Genomic DNA, 15,936 nt, shown 5'->3' with positions numbered 1-15,936 from the left:
ATACAACAATGACGAAGAAAGCCGATTATATTTGGTTCAATGGTGAGATGGTTCCATGGGTTGAAGCCAAGGTGCACGTGATGTCGCACGCTTTGCACTATGGTACGTCCGTGTTTGAAGGGGTGCGCTGCTACGATTCCCACAAAGGCCCGGTAGTGTTCCGTCACCGTGAGCATATGCAGCGTCTGCACGATTCGGCGAAGATCTACCGCATGCCGGTATCGCAGAGCGTTGACGAATTGATGGAAGCCTGCCGCGCCACGTTGCGTAAAAACAATCTGGTCAGCGCTTATATTCGTCCGTTGGTGTTTGTCGGCGATGTAGGCATGGGTGCCAGCCCGCCAGCCGGTTATAAAACAGATGTGATCATCGCGGCGTTTCCTTGGGGAACGTATCTGGGTGAAGAGGCATTGGATCAAGGCATTGATGCGATGGTTTCCTCCTGGCAGCGCATGGCGGCAAATACCCTTCCCACGGCAGCCAAGGCTGGCGGTAACTACCTTTCATCGCTGCTGGTGGGTAGTGAAGCGCGCCGCCACGGTTATCAGGAAGGCATCGCGCTCGATGTGCACGGCTTTATTTCTGAAGGTGCGGGCGAAAACCTGTTCGAAGTCAAAGACGGTGTGCTGTACACCCCACCGTTCACTTCTGCGGCCCTGCCGGGCATTACCCGCGATGCCATCATCAAGTTGGCGAAAGACATGGGCTTTGAAGTGCGTGAGCAGATGTTGTCACGTGAGTCGTTGTACCTGGCCGACGAAGTGTTCATGTCCGGCACGGCAGTGGAAGTCACCCCGGTGCGCAGCGTTGATGGTATCCAGGTCGGTATCGGCACATGTGGCCCGGTGACCAAACAGATTCAGCAGGCGTTCTTTGGCCTGTTTACCGGAAAAACGGAAGATAAATACGGCTGGTTAGACTCGGTAAACTCATAATAAATAAAAATAAGAAAGCGGTTCATTCGCCGCCTTAATCAATGCATTTGGAGTGAAAAGAGCATGCCTAAGTACCGTTCCGCCACCACCACCCATGGACGTAACATGGCTGGTGCCCGCGCATTATGGCGCGCGACCGGGATGACCGATGCCGATTTCGGCAAGCCGATTATTGCGGTGGTCAATTCCTTTACCCAGTTTGTTCCGGGTCATGTCCATTTGCGCGATTTGGGCAAGCTGGTTGCCGAACAGATCGAGGCTTCCGGCGGTATCGCCAAAGAGTTCAACACCATTGCGGTGGACGATGGTATCGCCATGGGCCACGGCGGCATGCTCTATTCCTTGCCATCACGCGAGTTGATCGCCGACTCGGTCGAATACATGGTGAATGCCCACTGCGCTGATGCCATGGTGTGCATTTCCAACTGTGACAAAATCACCCCAGGCATGCTGATGGCATCGCTGCGCCTGAATATTCCGGTGATCTTCGTTTCCGGCGGCCCGATGGAAGCCGGTAAGACCAAACTGTCCGATAAGCTGATCAGGCTGGATCTGGTTGATGCGATGATCCAAGGTGCCAACCCGCACGTCAGCGATGCTGACAGCGCACAAATTGAACGTTCTGCCTGCCCGACTTGCGGCTCTTGTTCCGGCATGTTTACTGCCAACTCGATGAACTGCCTGACCGAAGCACTGGGCTTGTCGCAGCCCGGTAATGGCTCGCTGCTGGCGACACACGCCGACCGCAAATATCTGTTCCTTAATGCTGGTAAAGGCATCGTGGATCTGACCAAGCGTTACTATGAGCAAGGTGATGAGAGCGCACTGCCACGTGGCATCGCCAACAAGGCGGCGTTCGAAAACGCCATGACGTTGGATATCGCCATGGGCGGCTCGACCAACACCGTGTTGCACTTGTTGGCAGCGGCTCAGGAAGGTGCCGTCGATTTCACCATGGCAGACATCGACCGTCTGTCGCGCAAGGTGCCGCACATGTGCAAAGTGGCACCGAGTACCCAAAAGTACCATATGGAAGATGTGCACCGCGCTGGAGGTGTGCTAGCCATTCTGGGCGAACTGGATCGCGCTGGTCTGATGAACCGCGATGTCAATAATATCCTCGGTATGAAACTGCCTGAAACCTTGGATAAATACGACATCATGCTGACTCAGGATGAGGCGGTCAAAAAGATGTATCGCGCTGGCCCGGCGGGCATCCGTACCACTCAGGCGTTTTCGCAGGACTGCCGGTGGGACACGTTGGACGACGATCGTACTCAAGGCTGCATTCGTTCACTGGAAAACGCCTTTAGCCTGGAAGGGGGATTGGCGGTGTTATACGGCAACATGGCGGCAGACGGCAGCATTGTAAAAACCGCTGGCGTCGATAAAGACAACCTGACATTCCGTGGCCCCGCAAAAGTCTATGAAAGCCAGGATAGCGCAGTAGAAGCTATTCTCGGTGGCAAAGTGGTGGCCGGTGACGTGGTGGTGATCCGCTACGAAGGGCCGAAAGGCGGGCCGGGCATGCAAGAAATGCTGTATCCAACCACCTATTTGAAGTCGATGGGGTTGGGCAAAGTCTGTGCGTTGATCACCGATGGTCGTTTCTCCGGTGGCACTTCCGGCCTATCCATCGGCCACGTTTCACCGGAGGCGGCCAACGGCGGCCTAATTGCCTTGATTGAAGATGGCGACATGATCGACATCGATATTCCAAAACGCAGTATGGTGCTGGACGTGCCGGACAGCGAGTTGGCTGCACGTCGTGAAGCCGAATTGGCGCGCGGCGACCAGGCTTGGACACCCAAAAATCGTGAGCGTCAGGTCTCCTTCGCACTGCGTGCCTATGCAACATTGGCCACCAGCGCCGATAAAGGCGCAGTGCGTGACAAGAGCAAGCTGGGAGGCTAACGGCATGGCGGTATCACAACCCTTACCTGACGCCCCCTGCGGTGCGCAATATTTGCGAGCGGTGCTCCGCTCGCCGGTTTACGAGGTGGTTCAGGTCACCCCTTTGCAGGCCATGAACAAGATCTCTGCGCGCCTGGGCAACACTATTCTGGTAAAGCGTGAAGATCGCCAGCCGGTGCACAGTTTTAAGCTGCGTGGAGCCTACGCAATGATCGCCAGTCTGGGCGAAGAGCAAAAAGCACGTGGCGTGGTGACTGCCTCAGCGGGCAACCACGCGCAGGGTGTTGCCTTCTCCGGCAAACGGCTGGGGATCAAAACCTTGATCGTGATGCCAGTATCCACTGCGGATATCAAAGTGGATGCAGTACGCGGCTTTGGTGGTGAAGTGCTGCTGCACGGAGCCAATTTTGACGAGGCTAAAGCCAAAGCGATCGAACTTTCCCAACAGCAGGGCGTGACCTTTGTGCCACCGTTCGATCATCCAATGGTGATCGCCGGGCAGGGCACACTGGCGATGGAGTTGCTGCAACAGGACGCACATCTTGACCGGGTATTTGTGCCGGTCGGCGGCGGTGGCTTGGCCGCCGCCGTGGCGGTGCTGATCAAACAATTGATGCCGCAAATTAAGGTAATCGGCGTAGAAGCGGCGGACTCCGCCTGCCTACGGGCGGCGCTGGACGCTGGTCAGCCGGTGGATCTGTCACGCGTCGGGCTGTTTGCCGAAGGTGTAGCGGTGAAGCGTATCGGTGATGAAACCTTCCGCTTGTGCCGCCAATATCTGGACGATGTGATTACCGTAGACAGTGATGCCATCTGCGCTGCGGTTAAAGATCTGTTTGAGGATGTGCGTGCCATCGCTGAACCTTCCGGCGCGTTAGCATTGGCTGGGCTGAAGAAATACGTGCAGCGCCACAACCTTCAGGGTGAACGCCTGGCGCATGTGCTGTCCGGTGCCAACCTGAACTTCCACGGCTTGCGCTACGTGTCCGAGCGCTGCGAACTGGGCGAACAGCGTGAAGCCTTATTGGCGGTAACTATTCCAGAGCAGCAGGGTAGTTTCCTTAAGTTCTGCCAACTGCTAGGCGGCCGCGCGGTGACCGAATTCAATTACCGCTACGCTGATGCGAACAACGCCTGCATTTTCGTCGGCGTGCGTTTGACGAGCGGCCATGCCGAGCGGCTGGAGATCATCGACGAGCTAAATCGTGGCGGCTATCAGGTCGTGGATCTGTCCGATGATGAAATGGCCAAACTGCATGTGCGCTACATGGTCGGTGGGCGTCCATCGAGAGCGCTGTGCGAGCGTTTGTACAGTTTTGAATTCCCGGAGTCACCGGGAGCGCTGTTAAAGTTCCTGCAAACGCTGGGTACCTGCTGGAACATCTCGCTGTTCCACTACCGCAGCCATGGCACCGACTTTGGCCGTGTGTTGGCGGGCTTTGAGCTGTCGCAGACCGAACCTGAATTTGAACAACACCTACAGGCGCTGGGCTATGACTGCCACGATGAAACTGATAACCCGGCGTTCCGCTTTTTTTTGCAGGGCTGATATAAAGGTGGCCTACCCCAGGGGTTTAACGGAGACAGGGTTTTCAGCATTAACGCCCTGCCGAATTACGGGGGCAGTAAACGCCAAAATGCATTGATCAACGGATCGCTGAGGCGTTTCTTTTGTACGCAAACCCCCAGTTCAAAGGGGGCGACCATCGAAACATTTTCCAATGGTGAGATACGCTGGCGTACCGGTTCCGGGCTGTTATCCACCACCACACTGGGGATCAGTGCGATGCCACAGCCCAGAGCCACCATCGACACGATGGCTTCATGACCGCCAACGGTGGCGTAAATCAGCGGATTGCTGATGCGTTGGTGGCGGAACCACAGCTCGATGCGTTTTCGTGATGGGCCGTGTTCTGGCAGGATAAAAGGAATATCGGCCCAGATGGGCTGCTCGGTAAAGACCTGAGTGCGCACCGCACAGGGCAGTGCCGGGGCGATTAGCACCAGCGGGATTTTGCAGATTTGGGTAAACGCCACGCTGGTCGGCAGGGTTTCTGGCCGGCCAGCGATGCCGAGATCAGCCTCGCTGGACTGCACTTTGTCGACCGCATCGGCAGCATCACCCGTGGTCAGTTTAATTTCCACCAGTGGGTGCTGCGCGCGAAAGTGGTCGAGGATGGGTGGCAGGTGGCTGTAAGCAGCGGTGACCGAGCAGAACAGCCGCAGCTCGCCACTCAGCGAAGAGCCATGCTGGCCGAGCGCGTGTTTCAATTGCTGGTATTGCAGCAGCGTCTGCTGGGCAAACTGCTTAAGTTGTTCGCCGGCATCGGTGAGTTTCACCGTGCGACTATCACGTAAAAACAGCGGTTGCCCAAGGATCGCTTCCAGCCGCTGGATCTGGCGGGATAGCGTCGATGGGCTAACGTGCATCGCCTTGGCGGTGCGACCAAAGTGGTGACTATCAGCAAGATGGAGGAACAGCTTTAAATCACGCAAATCCATATCGTCACACTCGCGGTAAGTGGGTTGCATAAATTGCAATATAACGTTCGTAATATATCAATTTAAGCAACGGATTTCCTACGATACAGTGAGTTTAACGCCTCTTTGCACAGACAGAGCGGGGGTATGAAAATAACATCAATAACCTAAATCGAATCAGCATCTGACTGGAGTATCATCATGGCTAACTATTTCAACTCATTGAACCTGCGGCAGCAGTTGGCACAATTGGGTCAATGCCGCTTTATGGCACGCGACGAATTTGCTGATGAAGCGGATTACCTGAAAGGTAAAAAAGTGGTGATTGTTGGCTGTGGTGCGCAGGGCTTGAACCAGGGCCTAAACATGCGTGATTCAGGTCTGGACGTGGCTTATGCGCTACGCCAGGAAGCCATCGACGAGAAGCGTGCTTCATGGCGTAAAGCCAGCGAAAACGGTTTCAATGTAGGTACCTACGAAGAGCTGATCCCGCAGGCTGACCTGGTGGTTAACTTGACGCCGGACAAACAGCACTCCTTTGTGGTACGCGCGGTGCAGCCGCTGATGAAAGACGGTGCGGCGCTGGGCTATTCTCACGGCTTCAACATCGTTGAAATGGGCGAGCAGGTGCGCAAAGACATCACGGTAGTGATGGTGGCACCAAAATGCCCAGGCACTGAAGTACGTGAAGAATACAAACGTGGTTTCGGCGTGCCGACCCTGATTGCGGTTCACCCGGAAAACGATCCGAAAGGCGAAGGTATGGCTATTGCCAAGGCTTGGGCGGCGGCGACGGGTGGCCACCGAGCCGGCGTGCTAGGCTCCTCCTTCGTCGCCGAGGTGAAATCCGATCTGATGGGCGAGCAAACCATTCTGTGCGGCATGTTGCAGGCGGGTTCGCTGGTGTGCTTTGACAAGCTGGTGGCTGAAGGTACCGACCCGGCTTACGCCGAGAAACTGATACAGTTCGGCTGGGAAACCATCACCGAAGCGCTGAAACAGGGCGGTATCACCCTGATGATGGATCGCCTGTCCAATCCGGCCAAGCTGCGTGCTTATGTGCTGTCTGAACAACTGAAAGAGATCATGGCACCGCTGTTCCAGAAGCATATGGACGACATCATCTCCGGCGCTTTCTCCAGCGGCATGATGGCCGACTGGGCCGAAGATGACGTGAAGCTGCTGGCCTGGCGTGCAGAGACCGGCCAAACCGCGTTCGAGAATGCGCCGCAGTTTGCAGGAAAAATCAGTGAGCAGGAATACTTTGATCATGGCGTGCTGATGGTGGCGATGGTGAAAGCAGGGGTTGAGCTGGCGTTTGAAACCATGGTTGATGCTGGCATCATTGCAGAATCAGCGTATTACGAATCACTGCACGAACTGCCGCTGATTGCCAACACCATCGCACGTAAGCGTCTGTACGAAATGAACGTGGTTATCTCTGACACTGCCGAGTATGGCAACTACCTGTTTGCTAACGCTGCGGTGCCATTGTTGCAAAGGTTCATGACCACGCTACAGGCGGGTGACCTGGGTAAACCCGTTGCCAGCACTAGGGTAGACAACGCCCAACTGCGCGACGTTAACGAAGCGGTACGCAACCACCCCATCGAATCCATTGGCCGCACACTGCGTGGCTACATGACCGATATGAAACGCATCGCTGTAGCGGGCTAATCACCATACTAAAGGCCGATCACGGTAATGTGATCGGCATGGTTGCGTTGCTTCAGCGAACCGACTGCTTTGAACCTAATGGGATAGGTTCTTAGGTTACGGCAAAGTTTTATCCTCTTGGTACTGAGCGGTGGCGATCCAGGCGGCACAAAACAGCGTCAGGCGGGCAAAGAAGTAGAAAAAGGCCATCAGCCCAATCACCGAACCAAAGGCCGCACCAGAGGGTGACTTTGCCACCTGTGGCAGCGTCATGGTCATCACGAATTTGATCACTTCAAAACCGATGGCGGCCAGCAGCGTGCCGCGCAGTAGCGCCTTTTTCTTCGGCTTATGGCGTGGCAGCATCCAGAAGATCCACAAAAACAGCAGATAGTTGGCGAAAACGGAGATCGACAGTGCAATCAGCGTCATCGCTGGCCGCAGCCATTCGATGCCATCCAGCCCCAGTGCGTTGACGATCACCGCCTGAGCCGACCCGGCGATTGAGGTCAGCGACAGCGTAATGATCAGCGCCACCACCAAGCCGATCAGCGAGATAAAATCGCGGGTGTATTTGAAGTAGACTTTTTCCTGATCCTGCGGGTTGCGCTCCCAGATGTCGCGCGACTGAGCGCGGATCGCCTCACGCAGGTTACCCATCCAACTGATGCCCGAATACAGCGCCAGCACCAGACCTGTCAGTCCAACGGTGGTGCGTTGCTGAATGGCGGTATTGACCGTGTTTTTTAGCGTGCTGGCCAGCGTTGGATCGCTGATGCTACCGACAATCCGGTTGATCAATTTGGCCAAAAGATCGGGATTGGACGCCAGCACAAAGCCCACAGCAGCAAATGACACCATCAGGATGGGGATCAGCGATAGAAATGAGAAGTAGGTGATGGCCGCGCCGAACTGATTGCCCAAACGATCATTAAAGCGTTCTGCTGCGCGCAGCAAATGCGCCATGCTCGGCCTGGCTTTAATACCCGCCACCCAGCGTGAAAAACTGCAGATGCGTCGATCGATCTGCTCATGACCGGTTTTGATGGCGAAAAGCGGTTTGCTCTGCTCTTCCTGCTGCGATTGTTGGCATTTTTTATCTGAATTTGATCCTGTAGGCATTACTTCACGATTTCCTTGACGGTCAAAATGTGTCGCAAATTTGATTATAGCCAAAGCACCTGCTGATTTGGCTACCCAGTGCGGAAAACGGCCAGTTCCTGAACTTAGCGCGTTAGCTTTCGGTATGAAATACCGGGGGGAGCAATAAGTAAAATTCTTATAAAAACCCAGTGCTGGCGCGGCTTCTCTCACTCGTATCCCTCCAATTTTAGCTGTTTCATCGGCAAAAAAACGTTTACTGATGGTAATAGCGCTGCAGTTTATCGAGCGTGCATTTACAGCCATTAAGGCTCGAACAGTCTCACCTGAAATCAAGAGAAAAATGGAAGGTTATATGAAATTACTTAATCACCCCGCCTGCCGTCCGTTTACTGAAGCGGGTCATCTGTCGCAGATCTCCGCCTATTATGAGGAAGGACGGCACATCATGTGGATGCTGCTACGTGCTGAACCACGCCCGTGTTTTAATCAGGCATTGATCGAAGACGTCATGACGTTGGCGCAAGCCGCAAAAGAATCGTCACTGCCATTCGATTTTTGGGTCACCGGTTCACTGGTGCCGAAAATGTTCAATGCTGGTGGTGATTTGCAATTCTTCGCCAGCGCGATCAAAAACCGCAAGCGAGAGGCGATGATGGCCTACGCTCGCGCCTGCATCGATTGCGTGCATGCGGCTTCGCGTGGCTTTGATACCGGCGCAGTGAGCATTGCGATGGTGGAAGGTAGTGCGCTGGGCGGCGGTTTTGAAGCCGCCTTGGCGCACCACTTTGTGTTGGCACAGAGTAACGTCCGTATGGGCTTCCCAGAGATCGCCTTCAACCTGTTCCCCGGTATGGGCGGTTATTCGCTGGTGGCGCGCAAGGCCAACATGCGGCTGGCGGAAGAGTTAATCTGGGGCGGTGAATCACACACCGCCGAGTGGTTTGAAAATCGTGGCCTGGTGGATAAACTGTTCCAGCCCGGCGATGCTTATGTGGCCACCCGCACCTTTATCGACACTATCCGTCCCAAGCTGAACGGCATGCGTGCCATGCTGCGCGCGCGCCAGCGGGTATTGCAGCTCACGCGCTCCGAACTGATGGATATCACTGAGGACTGGGTGCACTCTGCCTTTACCATTGAGGAGAGAGATCACGCCTATATTGAACGACTAGTGACGCTACAAAATCGTCACACGTTTAACCTGCAACATACTAGCTGAGGGTTAATGTGCTCGTATCACATTGTGGAGGAAGACGAGCGATAAGATTGCAGCCAATGCTCCAATTGTTTCGGGGGCATTGGCTGCGCAAAGAAAAACCCTTGCTTTTCATCCACGCCAACTTCGTCGAGGAAATGATTCTCGCTTTCGGTTTCGACACCTTCGGCGATCACCCTGAATTTAAGTGCCTCCGCTGCGGCAACGATGGCACGCACCAGCGACTGCGACACCGGATTGCAATTCACCCCGTGCACGAAGCTTTTATCCAGCTTGATGGCGTCGAGCGGAATGCGTGCCAACTGAGCCAGTGAAGAATAACCGGTACCGAAATCATCGAGCTGCACCTGGGCACCCAACTCGCGCAGCCGAGCGATCAGGGTGCACGCACGCGTTTCATCTTCCATCAGGCTGCTTTCCGTCAGTTCGAAATCAAGCAGGCAAGGCGTCATTCGGTTATGTTGCAGGACATCGATCAGCGAGTTGACGATGCCGTCATCGGCTAACTGACGCGCTGAAAGGTTGATGGCTACTCGCAGGTTCAGCCCTTTCAAATGCCACTTTGCAGCTTGTTTGGCGGCAGTTTGCAGCACCCACTGGCCCAGCGGGATGATCAGCCCGGATTCCTCGGCGTAGGAGATAAATTGCAGCGGTGGTACCAAGCCGCGCTCCGGTGAATTCCAGCGTACCAAGGCTTCCACACTGCGCACTTCACCGCTGCGTGTATCGACTTTCGGCTGATAATAAACCACCAGTTGGTTCTGCTCTAGCCCTTTGCGCAAATTGGTATCTAACCACATATACTCGGCTACACGTTTGTTCATCTCCGATGAGAATACGGCAAAACTGCGCTTTCCATGATCTTTGGCGACATACATGGCGGTATCGGCGCTGCGGATCAGGCTGTCGAGATCATTGCCATGCTCTGGACACAGTGCGATGCCGATCGAGCAACTGGTATAGACTTCGATCAGGTCGATACGGAAGGGCTTTTTTAGCCGCTCGATGATGCGTTGCGCCAGGTTTTGCAGCATATCGTGGTCAGCTTGTTGTGCTAGCACCAGGAATTCGTCGCCGCCCAGCCGGGCCAGCACCTGATCCTGCTTTAGGCAGTCAAGGATCGCCAGCGACACCTCAACCAGCAGGCGGTCGCCGAACATATGGCCGTAGGCATCGTTCACCTTCTTGAAATTGTCGAGATCGAGATATACCAGCCCAACGTGGCTGTCCTTGCGTGTGGCGATGACCTGGGTGATCTTTTCCTGAATGGCATTGCGGTTGGGCAGGCTGGTAATGATATCGGTATTAGCTAGCACTCTCAGGCGTTCCTGCGCACGTCGTTCTTCGGTGATGTCGGTGCCGGAGCAAATCAGAAACATCTCGTTTTTGCCACTACCGCTGTGGACAAACTTGTTGCGAAATAGGAACAGCCGTTCGCCTTTCACCGTCTTTAGCCAGCGTTCTACTTCATAGGAGAAACCGTTGCGAAAGAAACCGGCGATATTGCGCTTGGATGCTTTGGCTTCCTCACGACTCATAAACAGTTGAAAGATGCTTTTGCCGATCACATCTTGCTCACGCAGGCCAGTATATTCCTCACTCAAGCGATTGAAGCGCTGAATGCGGCCATGTTGGTCAACAATCACAATCACCGAGTTGGCCTCCGAGACCACCTGTTCGGCAAAGGACAAACCATGCACCAGGTCACGCGCTACCGATTTGGTATCGCTAAAGGCCGAAGCGGTGCCAGCCCATTCCAGTTTGTTAATGCGTCGGCCCACCAGGTGCAGATGTATCGGCTCGCCAGCCAACTTAATGATGAGGTCGAGATTGGAGGTTACACCGCCCAGCCGGTGGATTTTTGCCGCCTGCGTAGCGCTGAGCGCCACCGCGACATGCGCTTTTCCTTTGACGGCGGACAGTACCAGAGCATTACTGTCAAATGCCAGTCGCCAATAAGGGCTATTAGTGCCGAAATGGGTGTGAAGTGTGGAGCTTTGGTCTGCGAACATGATGATCCCTCCAGAGAACCGCGCAGCCAGTGTTCGCGGTGAACATAGCGGCGAATACATGACCCGGTAGTGGTCGCTATGTATGTATTACCATCATATAACATGTCTTTCACCGATAGGTATGGACAATAAAACTATTATATAAGGAATAATTGATTTTATGATATACCAATCACTTTTGTCGGTGACTCGCTTAAAAAATTGAAACAGAAGCCTTGATTGTGAGGAATTGGTATGCGATTTGGAGCAGCAGTGGATCACGCTGGCGGTGGTGAAAGCCGTTGGCATACTGCTGCAATATTAACATATAAGCACATGTTATACTGTCGCAGGCCATAAGCTAATTGCCTCTCACAGGGTAGAATTCTGATTTGTCGGATAATTGAAAATTCAACCGAATAAACATTATTTTCATAGTACCTTCATCATTAGTGAATAAAATCATTACATATTTAAAAAACTTACATTGACTCACATTATTTTAATTTTACTCATCTATCATTATATCTGAATGACCCCATGCGCTTATTAACTGACAGCATTCCTGATGAAAAAAATTTTTAATGAAATGATTATGCATAAATTGACCGCTTTATTTTTCTCTTCTACCTTTGCTTTGGCACCTGCTTCTATGGATTTTGCTGCGGATGTTATTCCGATGTCAACGATGTATAACCTCGATATTCAAGCAAAAGGAAGCCTGCTTAAGGGGCCTAACTTGACCGGAAATCAAAGCTTGCAAATACGTGATACTCTAAAAGAGCTGCACCGAAAACTTGGCACAGAGGGGGTGAAAGGAGATCGCCATGCATTGCATAAACCTACTTGTGTCTTGCCGTTTCGATAAAGTGAAAAATAAAATTGATGCCATCAGTAAAGTGCAACCCGAACGCCTGTTGGAACACGCCAAAGTTGAAAATAAGATGTATAACCTGCTGAAAGAAGAACAGAAAGAGAAGTATAAAGAAAGTTATCGCAATACAGAAAGATAAATGAGAGATTACATGGGCAAGATGAGATCTCATATGGTGACTGAACAGCAATATATTCCCAAGGCCACAAAAGGGTCAGATCAGTAATCCTGGCCTTTTTTATCTTAATGTCGGCATTAGACGAAAGCTGCTTGGCACTGATGTCAGTAGGAGCGCTTATGCTGGGATTGTGGCCAGAAAGAACAACGGTCATCGTGGGTAAACGGCGGGCGGCGATAGTCTGGCAAATGGCTCCAGTGTTTGTTCTGTTGCATCAATATAAAAAATTTAAGTATTTAATATCATTCGCGCCTGATTTTTCTTAATTTTATCTATAAAATCATAATGTTATTTTATTTCTGGTGCTATAACGGTAGACAATTATGCTGAAATGATTAACATATCTGCATATGTGAACAGGAAATATCATTTATGCAAAACTAATGGAACCATAAGTGGCTGCGCTATTTCATTTATGGCTCTTTATACTGCCAGTAAAACGGGATGCTGTTGTGTGGATAGCTATCGCATTCATCTTGGCCTGGTGGGAGCGAAGCTGCAAAATGCGACATCTGACTTTTTTGAACTGGATCTGAGTAAAAATCACTCACCTGTGAAATGGTTACCATAGCGATTACCCATTGATGATTCAGGGAGTTGGGATGTTGTCACAGGAGCAGACTTGTGATGACAGGGACGAGTGGCGTTTGCTTGCTGACGAGCTTTCCCTGTTACCAGGAATGACCGATACAGGGCGCCTGGGATTTGCCATTCAACTAAAATTCCGACAGGTACAGGGCTATTACCCTGAATCATTAAACGATTTCCCTGCAGGTGTTGTACATGTTATTGCTGGGCAGATCGGATGTACTTCGGTATCTATTGAAAACTACCCGCTTCAGGGGCGGCAGGCTCAACGACACCGCCAGAATATTCGTCGCTATCTGGGTGTCAGGTTCTCTGATAAAACTGATATAGCAAGGCTCAGCGCCTGGTTAACCGAATTTATCCTCCCGTTAAACCCGCAGGCTGTACACGGCAGCGAACTTGTTACTGACTGGTGTCAGGAGCAGCAGATTGAACGCCCCGCCGCCGAGCATCTGGATCGGATTATACGATCAGCCGTACACCAGTTCGAAACAAAGCAACAAAACACTATATTTACCCGACTTTCACTCGACAGCAAGGTTGCCATCAATCACTTACTGTCAGCCGAAGAACCGGGCACTGCCAGAATAAACGAAGTCACCGTCAGTGGCCTCAAAGCTGACCCCGGAAGACCCAGTCTGGAGAATGTCCTTTCCGTCATCGCCCAGCTAAAATGTCTCGATAGTGTTGCGCTACAGCCGAATATTTTTCAGGGAATATCCCCTAAATTCATCGTGCAGTTTCAACAACGGTGTGCCAGCGAATCAATCAGGGAGCTTCGCCGCCACCCTTCAGCGATCCGTTACAGCATGGTAGCTATGTTTTGTTGGCGTCGCCGCCAGCAACTGACCGATGCGTTGATTGATATGTTGATGGTGCTAATCCATAACCTCGGCACCCGGGCTGAAAAAAAGGTCGATAAAAAGCAGTTCGCGGCGTTTAAAAAAGTCAGGGGAAAGGCGCGTCTGCTGTTCCGTATGGCTGAGGCCACCGTTGACCAGCCGGACGGCGTTATAAAGGATGTTGTCTATCCTGTTGTCTCTCAGAAAATGCTGCAAAATCTGGTTGATGAATTCAAAACGCTGGGAGTAAATACCGAACAGGAAGTACATGAATCCATGCGTTCTTCTTACGGTAGCCACTATCGCCGGATGTTGATGCCAGTACTGGATCGGCTTGAGTTTCAGTCCGGCAATGCCCTGCATCGACCCGTTATTGATGCCATCCAGATTATTAAGGAAAACAGAACCAGCAACCAGCATTTCTATGCGGTGGGTGATGTGCCTGTTGACGGTATTATTCAGAAAAAATGGCGGGATGTTGTCATCGTACAAAGCCAGTCCGGTGAAGAACGTATCAATCGTATCAACTATGAAATTTGTGTTTTACGGGCTTTACGCAAAAGTCTGCGTAACAAAGAAATCTGGGTCACAGGCGCTGATCGTTATCGTGATCCGGCAGAAGATCTCCCTGCCGACTTTGCCACTAATCGCGCATATTATTATTCCCTGTTGCAGGCCCCCACTGATGCGACAACCTTTATTAATCAAATCAAAGACAGGATGCGCCACTGGCTCGGTAGGCTGAATAATGGACTGCCGGATAATCCCAGACTTCGCATCAGGGAACAGGGGAAAAATCGTATCCACCTGACGCCGCTGGATAAACAAGCGGAGCCACCCAACACAGCACGCTGAAGCAGGAAATAGGCCAGCGCTGGGCCGATCTGGAGTTGATAGACATACTCAAGGAGGTGGATTTACGGGAACATTTCTCGTCGTTATTTCGCACATCTGCCAGTCGGGAAGTGCTTGAACCCGAGGTACTGCAACGTCGCCTGTTGTTATGTCTGTTTGGCCTCGGTACCAATGTAGGGCTGAAACGTATCGCCAGCCAACAACCCCGGGTTAACTATGATGAATTGCGCTACGTTAAACGGCGATTTATTCAGAAAGATGCTTTACGCTCAGCAATTGCTCATATTGTGAACGGTATTTTCCGTATTCGTCAGCCCGCTATCTGGGGAAACGCGACGACATCCTGTGCTGCGGACTCCCGAAAGTTCGGTGCTTATGATCAGAATCTGATGACAGAATGGCATGCCCGCTATGGCGGGCGCGGCGTGATGATTTACTGGCATGTCGATACGCACTCCACGTGTATTTATTCACAATTGCGCCGCTGTTCCTCATCGGAGGTGGCCGCGATGATGGAAGGCGTTCTGCGGCACTGTACCGACATGGAAATTAACCACCAGTATGTGGACAGCCATGGACAAAGTGAGGTGGCCTTTGCGTTCAGTGATGTACTGGGGTTCGATCTATTGCCGCGCCTGAAAGCGGTCGCCCGACAGAAGCTGTATGTGTGTGAAAAGGAAGATGCCTCGTTGTACCCACATCTGACGCCGATTTTAACCCGGGGGATCGACTGGGAGCTTATTGCACAGCAGTATGACGAGATAATCAAATATACAGCGGCACTGAGAACCGGAACAGCCGAACCCGAGGCCATATTACGACGATTCACCCGCAATAACATTCAGCACCCAACCTATAAGGCACTCGCAGAGCTGGGCAAAGCGATTAAGACTATCTTCCTCTGCCGTTATTTGCACGATGAGTCACTGCGTTGCGAAATTAATGCTGGCCTCAACGTCGTGGAAAACTGGAACAGCGCCAATAATTTTATTTTTTATGGCGAACACGGAGAATTCACCAGCAACCAGCCTGCGGATCAGGAGCTGTCGATGCTCTCTCTGCACCTGTTGCAAATCAGTCTGGTCTATATCAATACATTGTTGATCCAGAATGTGCTGGCAGAACCGGTCTGGCAGCAGCGAATGACAGAAGAAGACTGGCGTGGTCTGACGCCTTTGATATACTACCATGTTAATCCGTATGGTCGTATCGAGCTGAACATGGATCAGCGGCTGGCGCTGGCCGCCTGATAGTGTCCAGAACCGTTCGGTCTCGTACACCGGATCTCAATACTGTACGAAA

The 15,936-nt window shown here is 52.4% G+C and carries 10 protein-coding genes and 1 pseudogene; 8 read left to right on the top strand and 3 right to left on the bottom strand.

Annotated features, from left to right (window positions below):
• Nucleotides 1–8 precede the first annotated feature (8 nt).
• From SYMBAF_RS15290 to ilvA, 3 genes are all read left to right on the top strand, one after another.
• Nucleotides 9–935, top strand: coding sequence for a branched-chain amino acid transaminase (locus SYMBAF_RS15290; RefSeq protein ID WP_040263792.1), 927 nt, complete (start codon nt 9–11; stop codon nt 933–935).
• A gap of 63 nt (nt 936–998) precedes the next feature.
• Nucleotides 999–2,849, top strand: coding sequence for a dihydroxy-acid dehydratase (ilvD, locus tag SYMBAF_RS15285; protein ID WP_040263790.1), 1,851 nt, complete (start codon nt 999–1,001; stop codon nt 2,847–2,849).
• A 4-nt stretch (nt 2,850–2,853) separates the two neighbouring features.
• The gene (gene ilvA / locus SYMBAF_RS15280; RefSeq protein ID WP_040263788.1) at nt 2,854–4,398 is read left to right on the top strand and encodes a threonine ammonia-lyase, biosynthetic; all 1,545 of its coding nucleotides are present in this window, start codon (nt 2,854–2,856) and stop codon (nt 4,396–4,398) included.
• Nucleotides 4,399–4,463: 65 nt separating this feature from the next.
• Here ilvA and ilvY read toward each other — a convergent pair whose 3' ends face one another.
• Complete coding sequence (gene ilvY, locus SYMBAF_RS15275; RefSeq protein ID WP_040263786.1) at nt 4,464–5,351, bottom strand: HTH-type transcriptional activator IlvY; 888 nt, start codon at nt 5,349–5,351, stop codon at nt 4,464–4,466.
• A gap of 180 nt (nt 5,352–5,531) precedes the next feature.
• On the opposite strand from ilvY, the gene ilvC reads away from it, so the two are divergent.
• The gene (gene ilvC, locus SYMBAF_RS15270; protein ID WP_040263784.1) at nt 5,532–7,007 is read left to right on the top strand and encodes a ketol-acid reductoisomerase; all 1,476 of its coding nucleotides are present in this window, start codon (nt 5,532–5,534) and stop codon (nt 7,005–7,007) included.
• 96 nt (nt 7,008–7,103) lie between these two features.
• On the opposite strand, the gene yhjD is transcribed toward ilvC, so the two are convergent.
• The gene (gene yhjD / locus SYMBAF_RS15265; RefSeq protein WP_040263782.1) at nt 7,104–8,108 is read right to left on the bottom strand and encodes an inner membrane protein YhjD; all 1,005 of its coding nucleotides are present in this window, start codon (nt 8,106–8,108) and stop codon (nt 7,104–7,106) included.
• A gap of 334 nt (nt 8,109–8,442) precedes the next feature.
• Between yhjD and SYMBAF_RS15260 the strand changes: the two genes are divergently transcribed.
• Nucleotides 8,443–9,309: a crotonase/enoyl-CoA hydratase family protein gene (locus SYMBAF_RS15260; protein ID WP_040263780.1), complete on the top strand. Its 867-nt coding sequence runs from the start codon at nt 8,443–8,445 to the stop codon at nt 9,307–9,309.
• Nucleotides 9,310–9,326: 17 nt separating this feature from the next.
• Here the strand turns inward: SYMBAF_RS15260 and pdeR are convergent, their stop codons facing one another.
• Nucleotides 9,327–11,318 (bottom strand): cyclic di-GMP phosphodiesterase, encoded by a 1,992-nt coding sequence (pdeR, locus tag SYMBAF_RS15255; protein ID WP_040263778.1) that lies wholly within the window; start codon nt 11,316–11,318, stop codon nt 9,327–9,329.
• Nucleotides 11,319–11,865: 547 nt separating this feature from the next.
• Here pdeR and SYMBAF_RS18220 point away from each other — a divergent pair.
• From SYMBAF_RS18220 to SYMBAF_RS15245, 3 genes and pseudogenes are all read left to right on the top strand, one after another.
• Complete coding sequence (locus tag SYMBAF_RS18220) at nt 11,866–12,165, top strand: hypothetical protein (protein WP_318839312.1); 300 nt, start codon at nt 11,866–11,868, stop codon at nt 12,163–12,165.
• A gap of 1 nt (nt 12,166) precedes the next feature.
• Nucleotides 12,167–12,310, top strand: coding sequence for a hypothetical protein (locus SYMBAF_RS18215; RefSeq protein ID WP_318839311.1), 144 nt, complete (start codon nt 12,167–12,169; stop codon nt 12,308–12,310).
• A 623-nt stretch (nt 12,311–12,933) separates the two neighbouring features.
• A pseudogene (locus SYMBAF_RS15245) lies at nt 12,934–15,884 on the top strand (Tn3 family transposase).
• Nucleotides 15,885–15,936 lie beyond the last annotated feature (52 nt).

The organism is Serratia symbiotica, assembly GCF_000821185.2.
In the GTDB taxonomy this organism is placed as follows: Bacteria; Pseudomonadota; Gammaproteobacteria; order Enterobacterales; family Enterobacteriaceae; genus Serratia; species Serratia symbiotica.
This window is presented reverse-complemented; position numbering and strand designations above follow the sequence as displayed.

Excerpts from the sequence above, each read along its gene's own strand:
- SYMBAF_RS15260 (WP_040263780.1), top strand. The coding sequence starts at position 8,443 with ATGAAATTACTTAATCACCCCGCCTGCCGTCCGTTTACTGAAGCGGGT.
- ilvD (WP_040263790.1), top strand. The coding sequence starts at position 999 with ATGCCTAAGTACCGTTCCGCCACCACCACCCATGGACGTAACATGGCT.
- ilvY (WP_040263786.1), bottom strand. The coding sequence starts at position 5,351 with ATGGATTTGCGTGATTTAAAGCTGTTCCTCCATCTTGCTGATAGTCAC.
- yhjD (WP_040263782.1), bottom strand. The coding sequence starts at position 8,108 with ATGCCTACAGGATCAAATTCAGATAAAAAATGCCAACAATCGCAGCAG.
- ilvC (WP_040263784.1), top strand. The coding sequence starts at position 5,532 with ATGGCTAACTATTTCAACTCATTGAACCTGCGGCAGCAGTTGGCACAA.
- ilvA (WP_040263788.1), top strand. The coding sequence starts at position 2,854 with ATGGCGGTATCACAACCCTTACCTGACGCCCCCTGCGGTGCGCAATAT.
- SYMBAF_RS18220 (WP_318839312.1), top strand. The coding sequence starts at position 11,866 with ATGAAAAAAATTTTTAATGAAATGATTATGCATAAATTGACCGCTTTA.
- pdeR (WP_040263778.1), bottom strand. The coding sequence starts at position 11,318 with ATGTTCGCAGACCAAAGCTCCACACTTCACACCCATTTCGGCACTAAT.
- SYMBAF_RS15290 (WP_040263792.1), top strand. The coding sequence starts at position 9 with ATGACGAAGAAAGCCGATTATATTTGGTTCAATGGTGAGATGGTTCCA.